This window comes from Sagittula marina, from assembly GCF_014196795.1.
Taxonomy (GTDB): domain Bacteria; phylum Pseudomonadota; class Alphaproteobacteria; order Rhodobacterales; family Rhodobacteraceae; genus Sagittula; species Sagittula marina.
Map to the genome: position 1 here is coordinate 376,898 of NZ_JACIEJ010000001.1, position 19,425 is coordinate 396,322.

19 protein-coding genes are annotated in these 19,425 nt (G+C 63.7%); 9 read left to right on the plus strand and 10 right to left on the minus strand.

Annotated features, from left to right (window positions below; translation table 11 throughout):
• Nucleotides 1–33 precede the first annotated feature (33 nt).
• From GGQ68_RS01750 to dapE, 3 genes are read right to left on the minus strand one after another with little or no spacing between them, the layout of a single operon-like run.
• On the minus strand, nt 34–606 hold the full coding sequence (locus tag GGQ68_RS01750; protein ID WP_183962998.1) for a TIGR04282 family arsenosugar biosynthesis glycosyltransferase: 573 nt from the start codon (nt 604–606) through the stop codon (nt 34–36).
• Nucleotides 603–1,031 carry a GNAT family N-acetyltransferase gene (locus GGQ68_RS01755; protein ID WP_246429212.1) on the minus strand — a complete coding sequence of 143 codons (429 nt, stop codon included), beginning with the start codon at nt 1,029–1,031 and terminating at the stop codon, nt 603–605. The genes GGQ68_RS01750 and GGQ68_RS01755 overlap by 4 nt, the downstream gene beginning before the upstream one ends.
• A complete protein-coding gene (dapE, locus tag GGQ68_RS01760) occupies nt 1,031–2,170 on the minus strand; it encodes a succinyl-diaminopimelate desuccinylase (RefSeq protein ID WP_183962669.1) in 1,140 nt (379 codons plus the stop codon). The genes GGQ68_RS01755 and dapE overlap by 1 nt, the downstream gene beginning before the upstream one ends.
• Nucleotides 2,171–2,612: 442 nt before the next feature.
• On the opposite strand from dapE, the gene GGQ68_RS01765 reads away from it, so the two are divergent.
• The 3 genes from GGQ68_RS01765 (at nt 2,613) to GGQ68_RS01775 (ending at nt 5,102) form a co-directional block, all read left to right on the plus strand.
• Entirely contained in the window at nt 2,613–3,686 is a 1,074-nt protein-coding gene (locus GGQ68_RS01765) for a Hint domain-containing protein (RefSeq protein ID WP_183962670.1), read from the plus strand.
• Nucleotides 3,687–3,737: 51 nt separating this feature from the next.
• Entirely contained in the window at nt 3,738–4,487 is a 750-nt protein-coding gene (gene map / locus GGQ68_RS01770) for a type I methionyl aminopeptidase (RefSeq protein WP_183962671.1), read from the plus strand.
• 204 nt (nt 4,488–4,691) lie between these two features.
• Entirely contained in the window at nt 4,692–5,102 is a 411-nt protein-coding gene (locus GGQ68_RS01775) for a GFA family protein (protein ID WP_183962672.1), read from the plus strand.
• Between the two features lie 205 nt (nt 5,103–5,307).
• Here GGQ68_RS01775 and GGQ68_RS01780 read toward each other — a convergent pair whose 3' ends face one another.
• From GGQ68_RS01780 to GGQ68_RS01800, 5 genes are read right to left on the minus strand one after another with little or no spacing between them, the layout of a single operon-like run.
• The gene (locus GGQ68_RS01780) at nt 5,308–6,240 is read right to left on the minus strand and encodes an SMP-30/gluconolactonase/LRE family protein (protein WP_183962673.1); all 933 of its coding nucleotides are present in this window, start codon (nt 6,238–6,240) and stop codon (nt 5,308–5,310) included.
• The gene (locus GGQ68_RS01785) at nt 6,237–7,178 is read right to left on the minus strand and encodes an ABC transporter permease (protein WP_183962674.1); all 942 of its coding nucleotides are present in this window, start codon (nt 7,176–7,178) and stop codon (nt 6,237–6,239) included. The genes GGQ68_RS01780 and GGQ68_RS01785 overlap by 4 nt, the downstream gene beginning before the upstream one ends.
• A 5-nt stretch (nt 7,179–7,183) precedes the next feature.
• Nucleotides 7,184–8,119 (minus strand): ABC transporter permease, encoded by a 936-nt coding sequence (locus tag GGQ68_RS01790; RefSeq protein WP_183962675.1) that lies wholly within the window; start codon nt 8,117–8,119, stop codon nt 7,184–7,186.
• On the minus strand, nt 8,116–9,555 hold the full coding sequence (locus tag GGQ68_RS01795; protein ID WP_183962676.1) for a sugar ABC transporter ATP-binding protein: 1,440 nt from the start codon (nt 9,553–9,555) through the stop codon (nt 8,116–8,118). Before GGQ68_RS01795 ends, GGQ68_RS01790 begins: the two co-directional genes overlap by 4 nt.
• 5 nt (nt 9,556–9,560) lie before the next feature.
• Nucleotides 9,561–10,565: an ABC transporter substrate-binding protein gene (locus GGQ68_RS01800; RefSeq protein WP_183962677.1), complete on the minus strand. Its 1,005-nt coding sequence runs from the start codon at nt 10,563–10,565 to the stop codon at nt 9,561–9,563.
• Between the two features lie 223 nt (nt 10,566–10,788).
• On the opposite strand from GGQ68_RS01800, the gene GGQ68_RS01805 reads away from it, so the two are divergent.
• The 6 genes from GGQ68_RS01805 (at nt 10,789) to GGQ68_RS01830 (ending at nt 17,144) form a co-directional block, all read left to right on the plus strand.
• Nucleotides 10,789–12,018 (plus strand): GAF domain-containing sensor histidine kinase, encoded by a 1,230-nt coding sequence (locus tag GGQ68_RS01805; protein WP_183962678.1) that lies wholly within the window; start codon nt 10,789–10,791, stop codon nt 12,016–12,018.
• Entirely contained in the window at nt 11,952–12,728 is a 777-nt protein-coding gene (locus tag GGQ68_RS01810) for a response regulator (protein WP_246429213.1), read from the plus strand. The genes GGQ68_RS01805 and GGQ68_RS01810 overlap by 67 nt, the downstream gene beginning before the upstream one ends.
• A 659-nt stretch (nt 12,729–13,387) precedes the next feature.
• Nucleotides 13,388–14,413 (plus strand): TRAP transporter substrate-binding protein, encoded by a 1,026-nt coding sequence (locus tag GGQ68_RS01815; RefSeq protein ID WP_183962679.1) that lies wholly within the window; start codon nt 13,388–13,390, stop codon nt 14,411–14,413.
• A gap of 75 nt (nt 14,414–14,488) precedes the next feature.
• The gene (locus GGQ68_RS01820; RefSeq protein WP_183962680.1) at nt 14,489–15,067 is read left to right on the plus strand and encodes a TRAP transporter small permease subunit; all 579 of its coding nucleotides are present in this window, start codon (nt 14,489–14,491) and stop codon (nt 15,065–15,067) included.
• Between the two features lie 2 nt (nt 15,068–15,069).
• On the plus strand, nt 15,070–16,380 hold the full coding sequence (locus tag GGQ68_RS01825; protein ID WP_183962681.1) for a TRAP transporter large permease: 1,311 nt from the start codon (nt 15,070–15,072) through the stop codon (nt 16,378–16,380).
• 8 nt (nt 16,381–16,388) lie between these two features.
• Nucleotides 16,389–17,144: a FadR/GntR family transcriptional regulator gene (locus GGQ68_RS01830; RefSeq protein ID WP_183962682.1), complete on the plus strand. Its 756-nt coding sequence runs from the start codon at nt 16,389–16,391 to the stop codon at nt 17,142–17,144.
• Between the two features lie 822 nt (nt 17,145–17,966).
• On the opposite strand, the gene GGQ68_RS01835 is transcribed toward GGQ68_RS01830, so the two are convergent.
• The gene (locus GGQ68_RS01835) at nt 17,967–18,290 is read right to left on the minus strand and encodes a hypothetical protein (protein ID WP_183963001.1); all 324 of its coding nucleotides are present in this window, start codon (nt 18,288–18,290) and stop codon (nt 17,967–17,969) included.
• Between the two features lie 118 nt (nt 18,291–18,408).
• The gene (dapD, locus tag GGQ68_RS01840; protein WP_183962683.1) at nt 18,409–19,236 is read right to left on the minus strand and encodes a 2,3,4,5-tetrahydropyridine-2,6-dicarboxylate N-succinyltransferase; all 828 of its coding nucleotides are present in this window, start codon (nt 19,234–19,236) and stop codon (nt 18,409–18,411) included.
• Nucleotides 19,237–19,425 lie beyond the last annotated feature (189 nt).

Here is a 19,425-nt window from a genome sequence, read left to right on the forward strand (position 1 = left end):
GGCGGGGGAGGCCGCAGGCCGGGGGCAGCGCCCTTATGACCGCCCCAGATCCGCCGCCGTGTCCACGTCGCGCAACACGTCCACCTGTGCCACACGCCAGCCGGGCAGCGTACCAAGGCTGTCGGACAATGCGTGTTCCGTGGACCAGCGCACCGCGCGAAAGAACCCGTGCGGCAGGCGGGAGGGGTGCCGCGCGCCCACCAGCCAAAAGCCGCCATCCGGTGCGGGGCCGAACACGGCATCGTGGTTGCCCAGCGCCTTGAACGCCCGTGCCACCTGCGGGCGTCCGACGTCGGGGATGTCCGCGCCGATCAGGCAGACGGGACCCTCACAGTGGCGCAGCATCCGCGCCATGCGCGCGCCCAGATCGCCGGTGCCCTGGGCCATGCGCGGCACGTGGGCGGGCCATGCGCGTGACGGGACGGCCCGGTCCGGCGCGACGGCCAGCACAACGCGCCAGCGCGGGTCTGCCGTTCGGCGCAGCAGGCGGGTGACCTGGTGACGGAACCACCAGCAAGCGGCCGTATGGCCGATCTCGCGGCCAAGGCGTGTCTTGACCCGACCGGGGCGCGGCTCCTTGACCATGATGATCAACGTGGGTGTCAGAGGTGCAGCTCCATGTCGCGGTGGGACACACTGCCGTCGAGGTAAGGCGCACCATAGGCCACGAAGCCCAAACCTTCGTAAAAGCCCAGCGCGTGCTCCTGCGCGCTCAGGTAGACGCGGGTGACGCCGGGCGTGTCCCGGAACTGCTTGATGCCAAAGCGCACCAGTGCCGCGCCCAAGGACTGTCCGCGATTGGGTTTGAGCACACAGATACGCCCGATCTTGCCGGTCTCGCCGTCGCGCAGCAATCGGGCAGAGGCCACGGCCATGCCTGCCTCGCGAATCACAAGTTGCACCGCCTCTGCGTCGAGGTCATCCCACTCCTCATCCTCGGAGAAGCCCTGCTCTTCGATGAAGACCACGCGGCGGACGTGATGCGGCTCTGCCAGATCCTCGGTGATCTCGACGGTCAGTGAGCCGGACATCAGGCGAAATAGTCCCGCAGCATCCGCCCGTAGATCGCCTTGAGCTGGTCGATCTGTTCGACGCTGACGCGCTCGTCCACCGCGTGCATGGTCTGGCCCACAAGGCCGAATTCCACAACGGGGCAGTGATCCTTGACAAAGCGCGCATCAGAGGTGCCGCCGGTGGTGGACAGGGCCGGCCTCACGCCAATCTCTGCCTCCACCGCACGACCAACCATGTCTGACAGCTCCCCCGGCGGTGTCAGAAAGCTCTCGCCCGAGATCTTGATGGTGACCTCGGTCGCGGTGCCGAACTCGGCGTCCACCTTGGCGGCCTCGGCGCGCAGCCAGTCAGACAGGGCGGCGCCGGTGTGGGTGTCGTTGAAGCGGATGTTCACGCAGGCGCGTGTCTGCGCCGGGATCACGTTGGTCGCCGGGTTGCCGGTGTCGATGGTCACGATGGCGAGCGTAGAGGCATCAAAATGGTCGGTGCCCTGGTCCAGTTCGTGGCTGGCGAGGCGGTCCATCAGCCGCGCCATGGCAGGCATAGGGTTCAGCGCGCGGTGCGGGTAGGCCGAATGCCCTTGAGTGCCGGTCACGGTGAACCAGGCAGACAGCGACCCGCGCCGCCCGATCTTCATCATCTGGCCCATGGTGTCGGGGGAGGTCGGTTCGCCCACGAGGCAGACCGACATGCGCTCTTGCTCCGTCGACATCCAGTCGAGCAGGGCCACGGTGCCATCTGTTGCATCGCCTTCCTCGTCACCGGTGATGGCGAGGATCACCGCGCCATCCGGCGGCGTGTCGGTGACGAAATCCACTGCCGCCGCCGCAAAAGCCGCCACGCCGCTTTTCATGTCGGTGGTGCCGCGCCCGTACATCATGCCGTCCACCACCTCGGCGCCAAAGGGATCGTGTTTCCAGTCGTCGCGGTTGCCGATGGGGACGACATCGGTGTGTCCGTTAAAGCCAAAGGTTTTCACGTGGCCTTTCTGCCCCCAGCGCGCAAAAAGATTGGCGGTGCCGTTGCGGTCCACGCGCGTGCAGTCAAAGCCCGCGCCCTCCAGCAGTTCGGCCAGCAGCACCAGCGCGCCGCCTTCTTCGGGGGTGACAGAGGGGCAGCGCACAAGGCGGGCGGTCAGGTCGACGGGATCGGTCATCGGAAACACTCCAGCGGTTTGCTCTTGGCTACCGCGCGCAACGGGCCTTGGCAAATGTGGCGCAAATACATCGCAATTGAGGCGAAATGTGGCTGCCTTCGAGGGGATAGCCTAACCATTCGTGCGGCTGCGACGTAAGCTTTCGGAAAAGAAGCAGAAAAGCTTCGACAGGCAAGCGGTCTATTCTTAGCATGATCCGGGGTATCCCGGGCCTTCCCTGTCGCGGCGAACACACGAGGCAGGCAATGGGTGCTTTATCAGAGCTGCCACGGCACACCAATGCATCGGCAGGCCAGATGGGGCGGGCCGTTTTTGGCGAGGGGGTGGCAGTGGTTTCCGCAAGGTTCACAGGGGGGTGGCGTGTCTCAGGTGGCGTCAACGGCCCGCGGGCGCGACGCATCCCCAAGACGTCTGACGCGGTTGCCCCGCGCAGGGGCGCCGCATGAGCTGGATCGCGGTTTCCGGTGAAGGGGCGTCCTGGGTCTGCCCGGACCGGTTTGGTGGCATGGCGCACGACCGCGACATCCTGATGCCGCGGGGCTCCATTGTGATCGAGACGCGGCTGAACTCGGACGCGCGCCCGCAGACGCTGTTGGCCTACGAGCGCGTGCACCCGTGGAAAGGGGCGCTCTCCGTGCGCGCCATGCCCGGAGGCGAAATCGTTCTGGAGCTGAGCCAGGGGGACGACGTGGTCCACAGCGTTCTGCAACACGGCCACGATGAACGCACCGACGTGCTGCGCGTGACCTTTTCGTGGGACAGCGAGGCGCGCTGGGGGCGGATCACGGCAGAGCGCCCGGACGCCGACACCATGGTTGTGCAGGACACGCCGCCACCGCCGCCCTTGCTGCTGGAGGACATCTACTCGCTGGTGCGCCGCCCGCAGCTTGTCGAGAAAGACAAGGACGTGGTGTTCTTTGCCGTCTCTGACGCGATTGAGCCTGTGGGGCCGATGCCAACGCTGGTGGGGCAGGTGCCTGTGCTGACGTCGCAGGGCTATCGCCCGATCAGCACGCTGCGCTGCGGGGATACGGTGGAGACGCGGTCGCGCGGCATCGTGCCGGTGCTGGCGCGGGTGACGCGCCGAGTGCCCGCGCTGGGCAGCTTTCAACCGGTGCGGCTGCGCGCGCCCTATTTCGGCCTGCACCGCGATCTGGTGGTCGCGCCCTATCAGCGGTTGGTGATCGGTGGCGCGGAGGTGGAATATATCTTTGGCCGGGAGGAGGTGCTGATCCCGGCGATCTCACTCGTGAACGGGTTTGCCGCAGTCTACCAGCAAGGTGCGCAGATGATCCGCTACCACCAGCTGTTGCTGCCGGGGCATGAGCCGTTTCTCTCCGCCGAGGCGGAACTCGAAAGCCTGTATGTCGGGCGGATGCGGCGACGCAAGGATCTGATCCGCCATAGCCTGCTGTCCGAGGTGCCGGGCAATCTGATCCCGGAACACGCGCGGGCCGGTCTGAAGGTGCTGCGGCCTTTCGAGGCAATCACCTTGGCCGAAGCGCGCGCGGCCTGACATCGCTGCGGCGATCTGTTAGACTCTTGCGACACACAGCGGGAGCGGCGCATGACCATCACCAAGGCAGAAGAGCTCGACGGGCTAAAGGTCATCGGGCGCATCGTTGCGAATACAATGCACGCCATGGCCCGCGCGCTGGAGCCGGGGATGACCACCCGCGAACTGGACGAGATCGGGCGCGCCCTGCTGGAGGCTGAGGGCGCAGAGCCTGCGCCGGAAGCCGTCTATGACTTTCCCGGAGCCACCTGCATCAGCGTGAACGAGGAAATCGCCCACGGCATTCCCGGCGACCGCGTGATCGCCGCAGGGGATCTGGTGAACATCGACGTGTCGGCCTCCAAGGACGGCTATTTCGCCGACAACGGTGCGAGCTTTCGGGTCGGTCCGGTGACGCCTGCGCTGGATCGTCTGTGCCGCGATGGCAAACGCGCCATGCAGATCGGCATCAATCAGGTGGCGGCGGGCAAGCCGTTGGCCGGGATCGGGCGCGCCATCGAACGCTTTGCCGAGGCGCGGGAGTATACGCTGATCCGGAACCTTGCCAGTCACGGGGTAGGGCGGTCGCTGCACGAATACCCCGAGGAAATCCCCACATGGGCCACCACGGGCGACCGGCGACGCATCACCAAGGGGCTTGTACTGACGGTGGAGCCGTTCCTGTCGACAGGGGGCATGTTTGCCAGCGAGGGCCGCGATGGCTGGACCCTTTTCAGCGAACCGCGCGCGGCGGTGGTGCAGTATGAGCATACCGTGGTCGCGACGCAGCGCGGATCCATCGTGGTGACTGTGCCCGGCTGAGCGCAGGATCGCAGGCAAACCGGGTGTTGCGTCACGATGCGGACCAGAAGCGCAGGTGGTCTAGAGCCTGCGGACCATCACGCTGAGCGCAGCGAACGCCGGCTTGGAGTCCCATTTTGACCTTGATCCGACAGGCGAATACAAAGGCTGAATGAAACTGCGTTCGACTGGCTTCAGGCGGCTGACCTGTAGGAAGGAGTGTGAATGGACAAGGACCCGGTCACCGGACAATGCCTTTGTGGCGCTGTGAAATTCCGCATATCCGGAGAATTCGAAAGTTTTTTTCTGTGCCATTGCGCCCGCTGCCGCAAGGACAGCGGTTCGGCCCATTCGGCGAACCTTTTTTCGTCTACGGCTGAAATCACCTGGGTTTCAGGCGAAGAAAACACCAAGGTGTTCCAGCTATCCGGGTCTCGCCATGTGAAGAGCTTTTGCTCCAACTGCGGGTCCGCTCTCCCGGTTTCGCAGCCGGAGATCGGTTTGCTAATGGTGCCGGCAGGGGCGCTTGATAGCCCGATCGACATGAAACCCAACGCGCACATCTGCTGTTCAAGTCGCGCGAACTGGGATAACGACCTGGGCTCCATCGAGAAGATCGACGGACTTCCTGGCTGAACGGTCGGTCCGATGGTGCATCGCTTGCCTCTTCGACTGACAAGTTCGCGGTTTGCGCTTTCGGGCGTGCAGGATCATCCGCGAAGAGGGCGACGCGATGACCGTGGGTGCACACGTGGCCCATCGATGGCGTGGTGCTGACGGGCGCATCACGCCGTTGCTGCCTGCCAGTCAGCCATCGGCGGGACACCTGATCGTGGCTGTCTCAAACCTGCGCCGAACGGGTCCAGGGTTCTGCGCCTTTGACCTCGACGAAGACACGGTAGACCGCAGTAGAGGCCGTAATGAACAGCGATTGCCCGTCCGCCCCTCCGAAACACAGGTTGGCGACCGTTTCGGGTATCAGTATCTTGCCCAGCAGCGTTCCGTCCGGCGCAAAGCAATGGACACCATCCCCGGCCGAAGTCCAGAGGTTCCCGTCCACGTCGACGCGCATTCCGTCCGGCAGGCCACAATCGATCGTTGCAAAAACCCCGGCGTCCCGCAGGTCCGTGCCGGCCACATCGAACTGACGGATGATACTGGGCACCGACGCATCGTGGCTGGAGCCGCTTTCGGCGATATAAAGGCGGGTTTCATCCGGTGAGAACGCCAGCCCGTTGGGCTGCGTGAAATCTGAAACGACGGCCTTGACCGCGCCGCTGTCGGGGTCGATGCGGAAAACGTGGTTGGCCGATTGCTCGGCCGGGGCGCGGTAGCCTTCGAAGTTGGACAGGATCCCGTAGGTCGGATCGGTGAACCAGATGGCTCCATCCGACGACACGACAACGTCGTTGGGCGAATTCAGCCGCGCATGGTCGTGGCGTTGCGCCAGAACCGTCAGGGACCCGTTCCATTCGGTGCGCACCACATCGCGTGGCCCGTGGCGGCAGCTTATCAGCCGGCCCTGACGGTCACGGGTGTTGCCGTTGGTGAATTGCGACCGGTGGCGAAAGACAGTGACGCCGTCCTCGTTGCTCCATCGCAGGATGCGTTGCGACGGAATATCCGAGAACAGCAGGCAGGCGTGATCGCCGATCCAGACGGGCCCCTCGGTCCAGGTCAGGCCGCTGGCGATCCGGTCGAGCCGGGACATCGGATGGACGAGACTCGCAAACCGGTCGTCGTGCAGTTGAAGATGTGGCGGCAGGGCAGTCATGCGCGACCCCTTCTGGTGCTGGCGGCAATGACGATGCCGATGATGATGAGGCCGGTCAGCAACATGCGCACTCCGGCCCCCAGGCCGTAGGAATTCAGCATGGACACGACCAGGAACAGAAACAGTGACGCGCCCCATATGCCGGGGACATTGGAATTGCCACCCGCGATGGAGGTTCCGCCGATCACGACGACGGCGATCGAACTGAGCAGGTATTCCTGCCCCATGTTCAGCGAAGCGCCGCCGGAGAAGCTGGCCAGAAGATAGCCGGCGACGGCGGCCAGCACTGCGACACTTGTGTAGGTCACGGCGCGCACAAGCTGGGTCGGGATGCCCGCAAGGCGCGCGGCGCGCAGGTTCTGGCCGGAGCCCAGCAACCAGCGACCAAAGACGCTGCGTTCCAGCACGATCCAGACGACAACCGACAGCACAAGTGCGATCAGGGCTACATTGGGGATGCCGATGGTGCGCCCCGTTGCGAAATCCGCCAGATCTGCGGGCGGTTTGATCCGCAAGCCGCGGTTCGACCAGATGGCGAGCGACTGGTAGATCAGCGAGGCGGCCAGCGTCGCGATGATGGGCGGCAGGCGAAGCAGGTAGATCAACGCGAAATTCGCCAGACCCGCACCGCAGCCGACGCCGATGGCAATCGCCAGACCCAGCAGTGAGGTGCCGGGATCGGATCCCATCCCCTTCAGCGCCAGCGTGGCCGCAAGGGTCATGGTGGCGGGGATCGACAGATCCACGTTGCCCGGCCCAAGCGTGATGACCATCATCTGCCCAAGGCCGACGATGGCTGCGAAGGCCCCGAAGGACAGGGCCGCGTAGGCCAGCTCTTCCGCGCCGCGCCCTTGCGTCAAGAGCATGATCAGGCCAAAGGCGGCCGCGGCGGCAATCCAGGACCAGATCCAGCTCCGGCCCAGCAAGGTTTTTACCATCGTCATCATCCTTGTGTGCGATCGCGTCGTGTAAAGATCAGCCGTGCCGTCAGCACCAGGATCAGGATCGCGCCCTGTGCCCCGATCTGCCAATCCGGGCTGAGCCTGAGGAACGACAGGAAGGAGGCGGCAAGCGTCAGGGTCAGGGCCCCGATGACGGCCCCGACAGCACTGACCCGTCCGCCCACGAACTCGCCTCCACCGAGGATGACGCCTGCAATCGACAGTAGAGTATAGCGCAGCGCGATATTGGCATCCGCAGAGGTCGTCAGCCCGACCAGCGCCATACCGGCCAGGACACCGAAGACCCCGGCCAGCGCATAGGCCAGCGCCTTGAGCCGCAGCAAGGGCCAGCCGGCGCGCCCGACCGAGGCCGCGTTGCCACCGACGCCACGCAGCACGGTGCCGATGCCGGAACGGATGACAAGGACATGGGACAGGCCCGCGATCAGCACCGCTGCGACCACCGCCATCGGAAACAGTGGCGGTTTGACCGTCATCACCGTCCGCAGCCAGGCTGGCGCAGAGCCTCCGGGGGAGGGCAGGATCGTCAGCGCAAGCCCCGCCCAGACGAAGGACATGCCCAGCGTCACGACGATGGCAGGCAATTCAAGCCAGTGGATCAGGGCGCCCAGACAGGCATAAGCCAGGATCAAGGCGGCAAGGATCGCCATCCCGAGCACCGGCTGGTCATGCAGGACCGTCGCGGTAATGCACGCCACGAGACTGATGAAGGCGCCCAGGGACAGATCGATGTCGTTGACCATCATGATCATCATCTGCGCAAGCGTGGCCAGCGCGATGGGAATGGCCAGGTTGAACAGCAGGTTGATCCCGAAGTAGCTCATTGCGCGGGGTTGCATATAGAAGGTGGCGGCCAGCAGAACGATCAGCGACACGGCCGGCAGCAGGATGCGATGGCGGGCGAACAACCGGATCATGCGGCGGCCTCCTGCATCTGGAAAGAGGCTTCGAGGATGCGGTCTTCGGTGATGTCCGCGCCATCCAGCCGGGCCGAGATCTGTCCGTCGCGATAGACAAAGACGCGGTCGCACTGGCAGACTTCTTCGGTCTCGGTCGAATACCACAGGAATGTTCGCCCACGGGCGGCTTCGGACTGGATCATGGCGTAGACGTCCTGTTTGGTCCCGATGTCGACGCCCCGCATCGGGTCGTCCATGATGACGATCGGCGCATCCGACGCCAGCGCCCGCGCGAACAGGACCTTTTGCTGATTGCCGCCGGAAAGCGACAGGATCAGGTTGCGGACATCGTCGGTGCGGATGCCGATCCGGGTTTTCCACGCGGCGGCGACGCGCGCTTCTGCCGCGCGGTCCACAAGGCCGTGCCGCGCGGTTTGCGACAGTATGGAGACCGTCGCATTGCGCAGGATCGACCAGAGCGGCAGAATGCCGTCACGGCCCCTGTCCCCGGCGACAAAGACAACCTTTGGCACCTTGTCGCCCCACCAGGCAGAGGTCCGGTCAAGGTAAAGTTGCGCCAGCGCCTCGGCCTGGCCGTGCCCCGCAAGGCCCGCAAGCCCCACGACTTCGCCCTTTCTTGCCACCAGCCCGTCACCCGTGTGCAGGACCTCTTCGCCCGGGGCCCTGCGTTGCGCGACGGCGTCCGTGGTTTCTGCCGCGACGTGGCCCATCTGGTCGACCAGGGTCGCACGCGTGAATTCGGCGGTGGGCCGAGAGGCGACGATCCTGCCGTCCTTCATCACCACGATGGTGGATGCGACCTGAAAGATCTCTCCGATCATGTGAGAAATGAAGACGACCGCGCCGCCCTTGGCGCAAAAGGTGCGTATATGCGTCAGAAGCTGCTGCGCGATGCCGGCGTCCAACGACGACGTCGGCTCGTCAAGGATGACAAGCCGCGCATCCCGTCCGCGCGGCGCAAAGCCGATGGCGATTTCCACCATCTGCCGCTCTGCGATCGTCAGGCGGTCAACGGTCGTATCGGCGTCGATGCCATGACCGGGAAAGATGCTGTCCAGGCTGGCTGCGATTTCGGTGTGCGCGCGTTTGCGCCATCCCACGCCGCGAAGATTGTCGTGAGAGATACGCAGGTTCTCGGCGACGGTGAGGTTCGGACATAGCGACAGCTCCTGAAAGACCGACCGCACGCCTGCTTCCAGCGCCCGCGTCGCGCCGGAGGCAGGGAAGGAAACCTCTCCCGCCGAGGGAACCAGCCCACCGTTGATCAGGTTGACCAGCGTGGATTTGCCGGCACCGTTGTGGCCCACAAGTCCGACACATTCGCCCGGACCGATGGAAAGGCTGACACCTGAAAGCGCCCTGACCGGGCCGAAGTGCTTTTCGACGTTGGTCAGGGTGACAATCGACGCGCTGGGCGAAGTCAAAAGCGTCATCGGGGTTATTCGGCCGCTTCGATGACGGCCTGCGCGTCGGCCTGTTCGTAGGTGGTGCTGGCAACAGAGCCTTCGGGGGTTTCAGCCAGCACGTCGTCCAGCGTATCCTGCGTGACGGTCAGGAACGGCACGTTCAGATCCTTGGGAACCTCTGCCCCGTCAAGGATCTGTTGCGCGACCCAGAAGGCCAGCGATGCGACACCCGGAGCAATCGACAGGGACATCGTCTCGTAGCCGTTGGCATCCCGCTGTTCCGCCCACCAGAGCATCTCGTCCTGCCGGTTGCCCAGCACGATCAGGGGTGTGTCGCGCCCGGCCGCGTCAAAAGCCCTTGCCGTGCCATACCCATCACCGCCCTGCGTCACGACGCCGACAACTTCGGGCAGTGACGGCAGGATGCCCGCCACGGCCTTTTGGGCCACGTCCTGGGCCCAGTCGCCGTGCACCGATCCGCTGATCGTGAACTGCGGATTTTCCTCGATCCCCTGTTGGATGCCGGCGGAGATTTCTTCATCGACGAAGACCCCGGCCAGCCCGCGAATTTCCAGCAGGTTGCCCCCCTCGGGAATGCGCTGCGCGAGGTATTCGACCTGAAGGCGGCCCATTTCATTGAAGTCCACGGCAATCCGCCAGGCACAGGGTTCGGTCACGATGCCGTCGAAGGAAACGACGGTCAGCCCGGCATCGCAGGCCTCCTTGATTGCGCCGTTCAGCGCCGTCGGAGAGGCCGCGTTGACCACGATGGCATCATAGCCCTGCAGGATCATGTTCTGGATCTGGGCGGCCTGCTCGGTCGCCTGGTTCTCGGACGTGGTAAAGGCATCGGCGGCAGCCACGATCCCGTTGTCCACGGCCGCGGACCCGGCGTCTTCCCAGGCTTCCAGCATGGCCTGTCGCCACGAATTTCCGGCGTAATTGTTGGACAGAGCGATGCGTTTGCCGGACGTATCCGCCTGGGCACCGGTTGCAGCCATGGCAATGGCTGCCGCGCTAAGCAGCAAGGTCTTCATTGGACGGTTTCCTCCCTTGGGCGCGCCATTCAAGGACAGGCGCTGGTTTCGGGGCCGCCCTCCCAGCGACGCTCCGAGGCAGATGTTCTGCGGCGACGCTTGACCTGTAAAGTAAGGCTCGCGCACAAATTGTGCGGGAACCCGCATCGCAATGAGGCACACACCGGCTATCATCGATCGCAGGAAACATGGGCTGGCCCATGCGGGAGAGGCAGACACCACCATGAAAGATGACGTCGCCAAGGCTGTTGCAGCCCTGCATACCCGCGATATCCTGTTGCGGATTTCGGCGCATCTGGCGCGGGAAACCGAAATTCAGGCGGCGCTGACGACCGTCGCGGATGTGGTCGCGGAAGTCCTGCCGCACACGCATTTCGACATCTGTCTGTCCGACGGCCCCGATTGGCTGGTCTCCTACGAGGTGGGCATCAAGACCCGCTGGTCCCGCCGCCGAACCCGGCTGGGCAACTCACCGCTGCGGGCGCTGTTCTCTGGCGAGCTGGACCACATGATCTGCAGCAATGCGATGGAGGATCCCCGCCAGACCTTCAGCGGGGCCACGAGCGAGCCGATCTTCAACCATGCCCTGCGGTCGCGGGTGCACGTGGGGATGAAGGTCATGGGGCAGCTGATCGGCACGCTGAATATCTCGCATAGCCAGGTGGGCCTGTTCGACGAGACATCCGTGGAGATCGCGCAGCACCTGGCGGACGTTCTGGCACCGTATTTTCATGCGCTGCGTCTGATTGAAAGGGCGCAGCGCGACGCCCGTGAACGGTCAATGGTGAAGTCCCGCGAAGAGGGCCTGCGCCAGGGGGCGTCGCGCCTGACACAGGCGCTGGAGCAGGAGCGGCAGCGGATCGGCATGGATCTGCACGATCAGACCCTCGCAGATCTGACGCGGATCCTGCGTCAGGTCGGCGAGCAGGCGCAGCCGCTGGACCGCGCCGCGCTGAACGACGGTCTGTCCGCCTGCATCCGCGACCTTCGCCGCATCATAGATGAGGCCGTCCCGTCACAGCTGGTGCTTTTCGGGTTCGCACATGCGGTGGAAGAGCATGCGATCAAGGCCATCGGGGCCGATGCCTGTGCCGTTACGGTGGACGACCGGACGGGGGGCGCCATCGACCGTCTGGATCCCACCGTGCGCACCGCCCTGTACCGCATCACGCAGGAGGCCGTGAACAACGCGGCCCGCCACGCCAATGCCAGCCTTGTCGCCATCGAGATGGATCATGCGCCGTCCGGGCCCCTCTGCATCAGCGTGCGCGACAACGGCATCGGCATGGCCCACGGCGGTGGGGCCCGCAGGTCGGGCCTGCTGCACATGGAAACGCGGGCAAGGTTGATCCTTGCGGAACTGGACATAAGGGAGGATGCAGGCACATGCGTGACGCTTACGCTGACACAGGATCGCGGCGCGACCACAACCGGGATCGGCCCGCTGGTATGAAGCTTCTCGTTGTGGAGGATGACCCGCTTCACGCGCAATTCATGCTGGATTCCGTGTCCGCCGCGCTGCCCGAGGTCACCGAAATGACCCACGTCGACACGGGCCATCAAGGCGTGAGCGAGGCGTGCCAGGGACAATACCCAGCGGTCGTTCTGGATTTGCAGATACCCGGGCAGAACGGCGTCGAGGTGGCCCGGAATATCTGGGCAAGGCAACCTGCCACCCGTATCCTCTTTTGGACCAACTACGCGGACGAGGCCTACCTGCGCGGCATCCTGCGGATCGTCCCGGCGCAAAGCGCCTATGGCTACATCCTGAAGACGGCATCGACCAGCCGCCTGCATCTGGCCCTGCGCGCGGTGATGATCGAGGGGCAGATCATGGTCGACCCCGGCGTGCATCGGTTTCAGGTGCGGGCCAGCGCCACGCGCGATGGGCTGACGGATTCCGAGCACAACGTCCTGATCGATCTGGCCATCGGCATGACGGACAAGGGCATCGCCCAAAGGCGCGCCATGTCGGTGCGGTCGGTTCAGAACCGTCTGCTGTCCATCTACCAGAAGCTCGAAGTCGAAGAGGACGACCAGGGCCTGGTCAACAAACGTGCGCGTGCCGTGTATCGGGCGCTTGTGACCCGCACCATCAACGTGGAAACGATGATCGCTGCCGCACGCGCCCTGGAGCTTTGGCTGGAACAGCGTGACCAATAGACCGGTCCTGAGACGAGGACAGCGGGGCTGACCCGAATTGCGAGGGATCAGCAAAGCCGGCTGTGTCAGGAGCAGGCATGGCGTGTCATCCGGTCCGTAAAGGTCGCAACGAGAAACATGCCTTCCGAAAGGCCGGCAGTCCGAAATCGTCTTGGATCGCGACCGCAGCGCTCGGTACGCTGGCACCCGAACGCCTGACAGACCGGTCTGGCCGTTCCGGACGATCGGTGCCGCCTTGTTTCACGATGCCATTGGCCGAGGGTTTGCCCTGCGGCAGGTGTGATCCGCGGCCCGAATGACGCCAAAGCCACCTTGATGTGTCCTCAATTCGAGGGCGCGTTCTGGGCGCCGATCAACCAATCTGGGCGACAAATGCGGGGTTGGTCGGGGAAGCTCTCCGATTCGAGTGACCTCCCCTTTTCTCAGGCCACGAAGCGCAAATTGGCGCAATACCGCAGCATGTTTTGCGTAAGTCCGCATGAAAAGAGAGATTACTCCCCAATTCGGCAAGTCGGGGCACGTGAAAACATTCTCAAGGACACATACGGAATGTTGATATTGAATCGGGTCTATGCCTTATTTGTCCTACCAAAAGGGCTGGAAAGCCCACCCGGCGCTCTGGAGGAGGGGAGCCGGGATTGGATCAAAGGGAGGAAGACATGCATTTCATCAAGAGGCTTTCCGGGCTGGCCGCCGTTACGATTTCGGCGCTGAGCCTTGCCAGTGCCGCGGCGGCGGCGGACTACGACTGGACGTTCCAAACCTCGGAAACCGCCGGCGAACCGGGGTTCGAGAACAAGCAGAAATGGGCTGACGAGGTCGGCCTCCTGTCCGGTGGCCGCATCGAGATCGAGATCCTGCCGATCGGCGCGGTTGTGCCGCATACGGACACGCTCGAGGCGGTTGGCGCGGGCATCCTGCAGGGCCACCTGACCGACCCCAGCTATTTCTCGGGCAAGGACCCGGCCTTTGCCATGATGGGCAACCTCGTCGGAGCATGGAGCGATCCGTTCGAATTTCTGGGCTTCATGGAAAGCGGCGGCGGCAACGAGCTTTATGCCGAGCTGGTCGCGCCCTACGGCGTCCAGTTCATCGGAGCCGCGGCGACGGAGCCCGAAGCCTTCGTTTCGCGGGTGCCGATCCGCACGGTCGAAGATCTGAAGGGCGTCAAGCTGCGCGCGCCCGAAGGCATGGTCTACGAGATCTTCTCGAAAGCCGGCGCCGCGCCGGTGTCGCTGCCCGGGTCCGAGATCTTCTCGGCGCTCGACAAGGGCGTGGTGGATGCTGCGGACAACACCGTCTTTGCGACCAACCAGTCGCTTGGCATGAACGACATCGCACACTATCCGCTCTACCCCGGTTTCCACTCGCTGCCGATGATCGACATTTCGATCAACAAGGGTGTCTGGGACAGCCTGCCCGAGGATCTGCAAGAAATTCTGACGGTCTCGGTCAAGCAGTTCAGCTTCAACCACATCTATTCGGTGCGTCAGCTTGATGCCGCCGCGGTAGAGAAGGCCAAGGAAAACCCCGAGATCGAGATCATCAACTGGTCGGGTGACGAGCGCGCCAAATTCCGTCGCATCGCGCAACAGGAATGGCAGAACTGGGCGCCCAAGACCGAGATGACGCAACGCTACTACGACGCTGTGACCGCCTACCTTGAGGGGCGCAACCTGCTCTGATCATTGTGAAAAAACGACCTCGCCCGGACATCCATCTGCCGGGCGCGGCCCATACAGGCAGGAGGAGAGCCGGAAATGGCCGATCAGAGCGACATAATAGACACAGCCGGGCAGGACGAAGCCGAGATCCGCACAGGACTGGACAGCGCCATCGCCGGATCGACGAAGGTCTTGGCGTGGGCGATCTTCGCCGCCTTTCTCATCACCGTTATCGAAGTCTTCGCACGCTACGTGTTCAACAGCCCGACGTTCTGGGCGCATGAGACGACGTCCTTCCTGATTGCCGGGGTCTTCCTGATCGGCGGCCCGGTCGCCCTGGCCCGTGACAAGCATATCCGGGTGCGGATGTTCTACGATTCCGTCAGCCCGCGGCGGCGGCGGATGCTCGATATCTTCAATTCTCTGGTCGCGCTCATGTTCTTTGCCGGCCTCGCCTTTGCGAGCTGGATCATGGTCAGCAAATCCTGGTTCAACCCGTCGGGTGCGCTGCATCTCGAGGGCACCGGAACGTCCTGGAACCCGCCGACGCCGGCGCTTCTGAAACTGTTGGTGCTGATTTGCGTGGTGGTGATGTTCGTTCAGACCGTCTTTCACCTGATCGCCGCAATCCGGCGCGAAACACCCGACACCTCTGCGACTGAAAAGGGGCACTGACCATGGATCTCAGCTCGATCGGGATCGAATACGGGTCTTACCTTCTTGTTGGCGCGATCTTCCTGCTGCTTCTGACCGGCCAGCCGCTGGCCTGGGTCACCGGCTGTGTCGCGCTTGTCTTCACATTCGGCTGGTTCGGCCCCATGGCCCTGCCGCTGGTGACCTCGCGGATCTTCGGCTTCATCACCGAGTATTCCCTCGTCGCCATTCCGATGTTCATCCTGATGGCGGCGCTGCTGGATCGGTCCGGCATCGCGAAGTCCCTCTTTAACGGAATGCGTATCCTTGCCGGGCGCCTTCCCGGCGGCGTTGCGGTCCAGACGCTGATCGTCGCGATCCTGATGGCCGCCATGTCCGGCGTTATCGGCGGAGAGATCGTGCTGCTTGGCATCCTCGCCCTGCCGCAAATGCTGCGACTTGGCTACGACCGCAGCCTGTCCATCGGCGTGGTGTGTGCCGGCGGATCGCTGGGAACGATGATGCCGCCCTCCATCGTGCTGATCATCTACGGGCTGGTGGCAAATACCTCGATTGCGGATCTCTTTATCGCCGCGATCACGCCAGCCCTGCTGCTGCTGGGGTTCTATGTGGCCTATGTGCTTTTCCTCTGCTGGCGCAACCCCCAGCTTGGCCCGCCGATGTCGCGCGAGGAAATGGCGCAGGAATCCGTGGCCTCTGCCTTGCGCGCGCTGGCGGCGCCTCTGTTCATCGTCTTCGTCGTGCTGGGGTCGATCTACGGCGGCATCGCCTCGATCACTGAAGCGGCCGCCATGGGTGTCTCGGCCGTGTTGATCATCTCCCTGCTGCGGCGCGAGCTGACGTTGAAGATGGTGCAGGACAGCCTTGTGCATACACTTGAGACCTGCGGGATGATCATCTGGATCGGGATCGCCGCCGCCGTGCTTGTCGGCGTCTACAACCTGATGGGCGGCAACCGCTTCGTGGCCCAGGCGATCCTGGGGATCGACGCGGCGCCCGTGTTCATCATCATGGTCATGATGCTGATCCTGCTGGTGCTGGGCATGTTCCTTGACTGGATCGGCATCGCCCTGCTGACCTTGCCGATCTTCGTGCCCATCGTGGTGCAGCTTGGCTACGATCCGATCTGGTTCGGTATCCTCTTTGCGGTGAACATGCAGGTGTCCTACCTGACGCCGCCCTTCGGCCCCGCCGCATTCTACCTGAAAAGCGTGGCCCCGAAGGAAATCACGCTGAAGCACATCTATGTCGCACTTCTGCCCTTTATCGCATTGCAACTTGTGGTCCTGGCGACGATCCTGTTCTTCCCGCCAATCGCCACCTGGCTGATATGAGGGATGTCTTGAGCGAAAAATCCGATGGGTCAGACCTGTGCGACACCTCCGAAGACACCGGGGGAGGATCGGCTGTCGATCAGGTGGTGGCCCAGATCCGCCAGCTGATCGACACCGACGGGCTGACCGTGGGCGACAAGCTTCCGACCGAACGAGAGCTTTGCAGCCGGTTCGCAATCAGCCGAAACACGGTGCGCGAGGCGATGCGGATGCTGAAGGCCTATGGCATCGTCGATGTGCGTCCCAAGGTCGGCGCGACACTTATCGACCAGCGGATCAACCGGGCCTTCGACATCTTCTCGTTCAACGTAGGAGAGATGTCGCGCCGGACCTTCAGCGACATCCAGGGCTTTCGCGAGCTGATCGAAACGGGCACCGCGCTGGCCATCTTCGACGCTGTCACCAAGGACGACCTGGCCGAGCTGCGTGCGCTGAACCGCCAGATGGTTCAGGCGCGCAGCATTGTGGAGGCGTCGGAGTTCGACTTCCAGTTCCACATCAAGCTGATTTCGCTGACCGGCAACCAGTCGATTCTCGATATTTACGGCATCATGAAACCGGTGATCCTGCGGATCATGCAGCACGGCAAGACGCGACGGATCATCGAGGGCGAGACCTACATGGAACATGATGCCATCCTCGAGGCGGTGGCGGCCTCGGATCACCTTGCGTTCCAATATCTTACCCGCACGCACCTGCGAAAGGGTTTGGCGACGTTTCCCGAGCCTCCAAGTGGTCCAGAAGGCAAGGCTGAGGCGCCGTAGGTACAAGGCGCGGCTGCATCGGGGGCTTCTGATCGGATGCACCCGATAGGCAAAAGCGGGCACGCCCCCTGTGACGCGCGACCGCGATCTGGGTTTTCCGGGGCGGTCCTGGGTCTTCATCCCGTGGACGGATGACGTGCAGAGCACTGGTTTGCGACTGGGACAGGCATCGCCGCGCCAATGGTGGCTGTCGCCATCGACAGTCCTGCGCTGTTGCTTTGCAGAGCGGCTTTGGTTCAGCGCCCCGGATGCTCCAGAACCAAGGTATTTGGGACCAAAGGCATCAAGGGTGCAGTTCCAACGCCTTTTGCTCTGATAACCAGCTGAGTTTCGCCCGTTTATCCAAGGCTTTTGCGCGGGGCGCAGCTTGATCCGAGTGCTCGTGCAAAAGCGTGGGTCGCCACCGTTCGCTGCGGCACCTACCCACGTCCAACATGCGCGCCACAGCGCAGGAAGGCCAGGTGTTTAGTCCCGGCATGAGGTGGATCGACCCCAGAGTGAAACAATTTGGCTCTGATGTCGGAGTCGTGCAGCTATATTCGCAAGGCCTGAGGAGGTGGCGGTGTGTCATCTGTATTCAGTAAACGGAGCAGGGTGATCGACACCGCCTCCACCGCGAAGGCGGTTTTGGTTGCGCCTCCAGACAATGCCCGCTTCGTCCCGCCGTCCCGATTTTCGAGCGTGGAACATCGGATGTCTGGATTAAGGCAGAACTGTTTGGCGGTTTGATCAGCTTTGCTGCGCAGGGCCTGCGAAAGAGTCTGACACCTGAACGCGGCGCGACAGGAATGCCGCCGCGCTACGCTGACCCAATGGGGGCGATCAGTCGTAAAAGGGCGTGACCTGCGCCACAATGACAGAGTTCTCGGCAAGAGCGCGGTCCATCAGGTCGGCCTCTTCCTCGTCGATCTCATGCCCTTGGGCGATGCGTTCTTCGCGCGTTCCGTAGCCAGTGACGTCGAGCGGGGCCAGATCGGCCTGCTTGAGAATGGCGACGGTTTCGCGCACGGCCTCTGCCTCGTCCACGCCGGAGGCGTAGCACATCAGCGCGGCGCCAGTGGCCTTGTCGGGCAGACCGTCTTCGGCCTTGCGACCGACTTCGACCAGAAGGGTGTAGACCTGTTGTGTGCGCGTCTTCTTTTCCATGCTGCGCGGATGCGCCGGACGGGCCGGGATGTCAAGCATACAGGCGGGCGAAGGCCCCCCAAAGACGCAAAAGGGCGGCCCGTACGGACCGCCCCCTGTGGATGCGTGATGCGCAGGGTCAGTCGCGCAGCAGTTCGTTGATGCCGGTCTTGGAGCGGGTGCGCTCGTCGACGCGCTTCACGATCACGGCGCAGTACAGGTTGATGCCGTTCTTCGACGGCATGGAGCCGGAAACCACCACCGAATAGGGCGGCACTTCGCCGTAGGTCACGGTGCCGGTTTCGCGGTCGACGATCTTGGTGGACTGGCCGATGTAGACGCCCATGCCCAGAACAGACCCTTCACGGATGATGCAGCCTTCGACCACTTCGGAGCGCGCGCCGATAAAGCAGTTGTCCTCGATGATGGTCGGGCCAGCCTGCATCGGTTCCAGCACGCCGCCGATTCCGACGCCGCCGGACAGGTGCACGCCCTTGCCGATCTGCGCGCAGGAGCCGACGGTGGCCCATGTGTCGACCATGGTGCCCTCATCGACATAGGCGCCGAGGTTGGTGAAGGACGGCATCAGCACCACGCCGGGCGCGATGTAGGCCGACTTGCGCACGATGGCGTTGGGCACGGCGCGGAAGCCCGCGGCCTTCCACTGGTTGGCGCCCCAGCCCTTGAATTTCGAATCGACCTTGTCCCACCAGCCGGAGCCCTGCGGGCCGCCGGACTGCTCTTCCATATCCTTGATGCGGAAGCCCAGCAGCACGGCCTTCTTGGCCCATTGGTTGACGTGCCAGTTGCCGTCTTCCTGCTTTTCCGCGACGCGCAGCTTGCCGCTGTCGAGCGCGTTCAGCGTGTCTTCGATGGCTTCGCGTGTTTCGCCTGTGGTGGCGGATGTGATGGTATCGCGCGCCTCCCAGGCGGCTTCGATGGCGGTCTCGAGCTGTGCGTTGGACATGGTATCCTCTCCCCTCGGGCAAAACTGGTTGAACGCCCTATAGCGATGCAAAGCCCCTTGGGCAATTCGTCAGGTCGGATCGGTTGCGTGTCGCGGTTTTGTCGTTCTGCGATGATGTCCGACAGAAACCGCGCAAGTGCAGCGGTATCGCCTGAAACGGTGCGGCCGAAATCGAGCGCAGGATGAGCA

What these genes read in the sequence shown, in the direction of transcription:
- GGQ68_RS01775 (WP_183962672.1), top strand. Translation starts at nt 4,692, where the DNA reads ATGGACAAGGACCCGGTCACCGGACAATGCCTTTGTGGCGCTGTGAAA.
- GGQ68_RS01825 (WP_183962681.1), top strand. Translation starts at nt 15,070, where the DNA reads ATGGATCTCAGCTCGATCGGGATCGAATACGGGTCTTACCTTCTTGTT.
- GGQ68_RS01815 (WP_183962679.1), top strand. Translation starts at nt 13,388, where the DNA reads ATGCATTTCATCAAGAGGCTTTCCGGGCTGGCCGCCGTTACGATTTCG.
- GGQ68_RS01755 (WP_246429212.1), bottom strand. Translation starts at nt 1,031, where the DNA reads ATGTCCGGCTCACTGACCGTCGAGATCACCGAGGATCTGGCAGAGCCG.
- GGQ68_RS01800 (WP_183962677.1), bottom strand. Translation starts at nt 10,565, where the DNA reads ATGAAGACCTTGCTGCTTAGCGCGGCAGCCATTGCCATGGCTGCAACC.
- GGQ68_RS01785 (WP_183962674.1), bottom strand. Translation starts at nt 7,178, where the DNA reads ATGGTAAAAACCTTGCTGGGCCGGAGCTGGATCTGGTCCTGGATTGCC.
- dapD (WP_183962683.1), bottom strand. Translation starts at nt 19,236, where the DNA reads ATGTCCAACGCACAGCTCGAGACCGCCATCGAAGCCGCCTGGGAGGCG.
- GGQ68_RS01820 (WP_183962680.1), top strand. Translation starts at nt 14,489, where the DNA reads ATGGCCGATCAGAGCGACATAATAGACACAGCCGGGCAGGACGAAGCC.
- GGQ68_RS01835 (WP_183963001.1), bottom strand. Translation starts at nt 18,290, where the DNA reads ATGGAAAAGAAGACGCGCACACAACAGGTCTACACCCTTCTGGTCGAA.
- GGQ68_RS01810 (WP_246429213.1), top strand. Translation starts at nt 11,952, where the DNA reads ATGCGTGACGCTTACGCTGACACAGGATCGCGGCGCGACCACAACCGG.
- map (WP_183962671.1), top strand. Translation starts at nt 3,738, where the DNA reads ATGACCATCACCAAGGCAGAAGAGCTCGACGGGCTAAAGGTCATCGGG.
- GGQ68_RS01765 (WP_183962670.1), top strand. Translation starts at nt 2,613, where the DNA reads ATGAGCTGGATCGCGGTTTCCGGTGAAGGGGCGTCCTGGGTCTGCCCG.
- GGQ68_RS01780 (WP_183962673.1), bottom strand. Translation starts at nt 6,240, where the DNA reads ATGACTGCCCTGCCGCCACATCTTCAACTGCACGACGACCGGTTTGCG.
- GGQ68_RS01790 (WP_183962675.1), bottom strand. Translation starts at nt 8,119, where the DNA reads ATGATCCGGTTGTTCGCCCGCCATCGCATCCTGCTGCCGGCCGTGTCG.
- dapE (WP_183962669.1), bottom strand. Translation starts at nt 2,170, where the DNA reads ATGACCGATCCCGTCGACCTGACCGCCCGCCTTGTGCGCTGCCCCTCT.
- GGQ68_RS01805 (WP_183962678.1), top strand. Translation starts at nt 10,789, where the DNA reads ATGAAAGATGACGTCGCCAAGGCTGTTGCAGCCCTGCATACCCGCGAT.
- GGQ68_RS01795 (WP_183962676.1), bottom strand. Translation starts at nt 9,555, where the DNA reads ATGACGCTTTTGACTTCGCCCAGCGCGTCGATTGTCACCCTGACCAAC.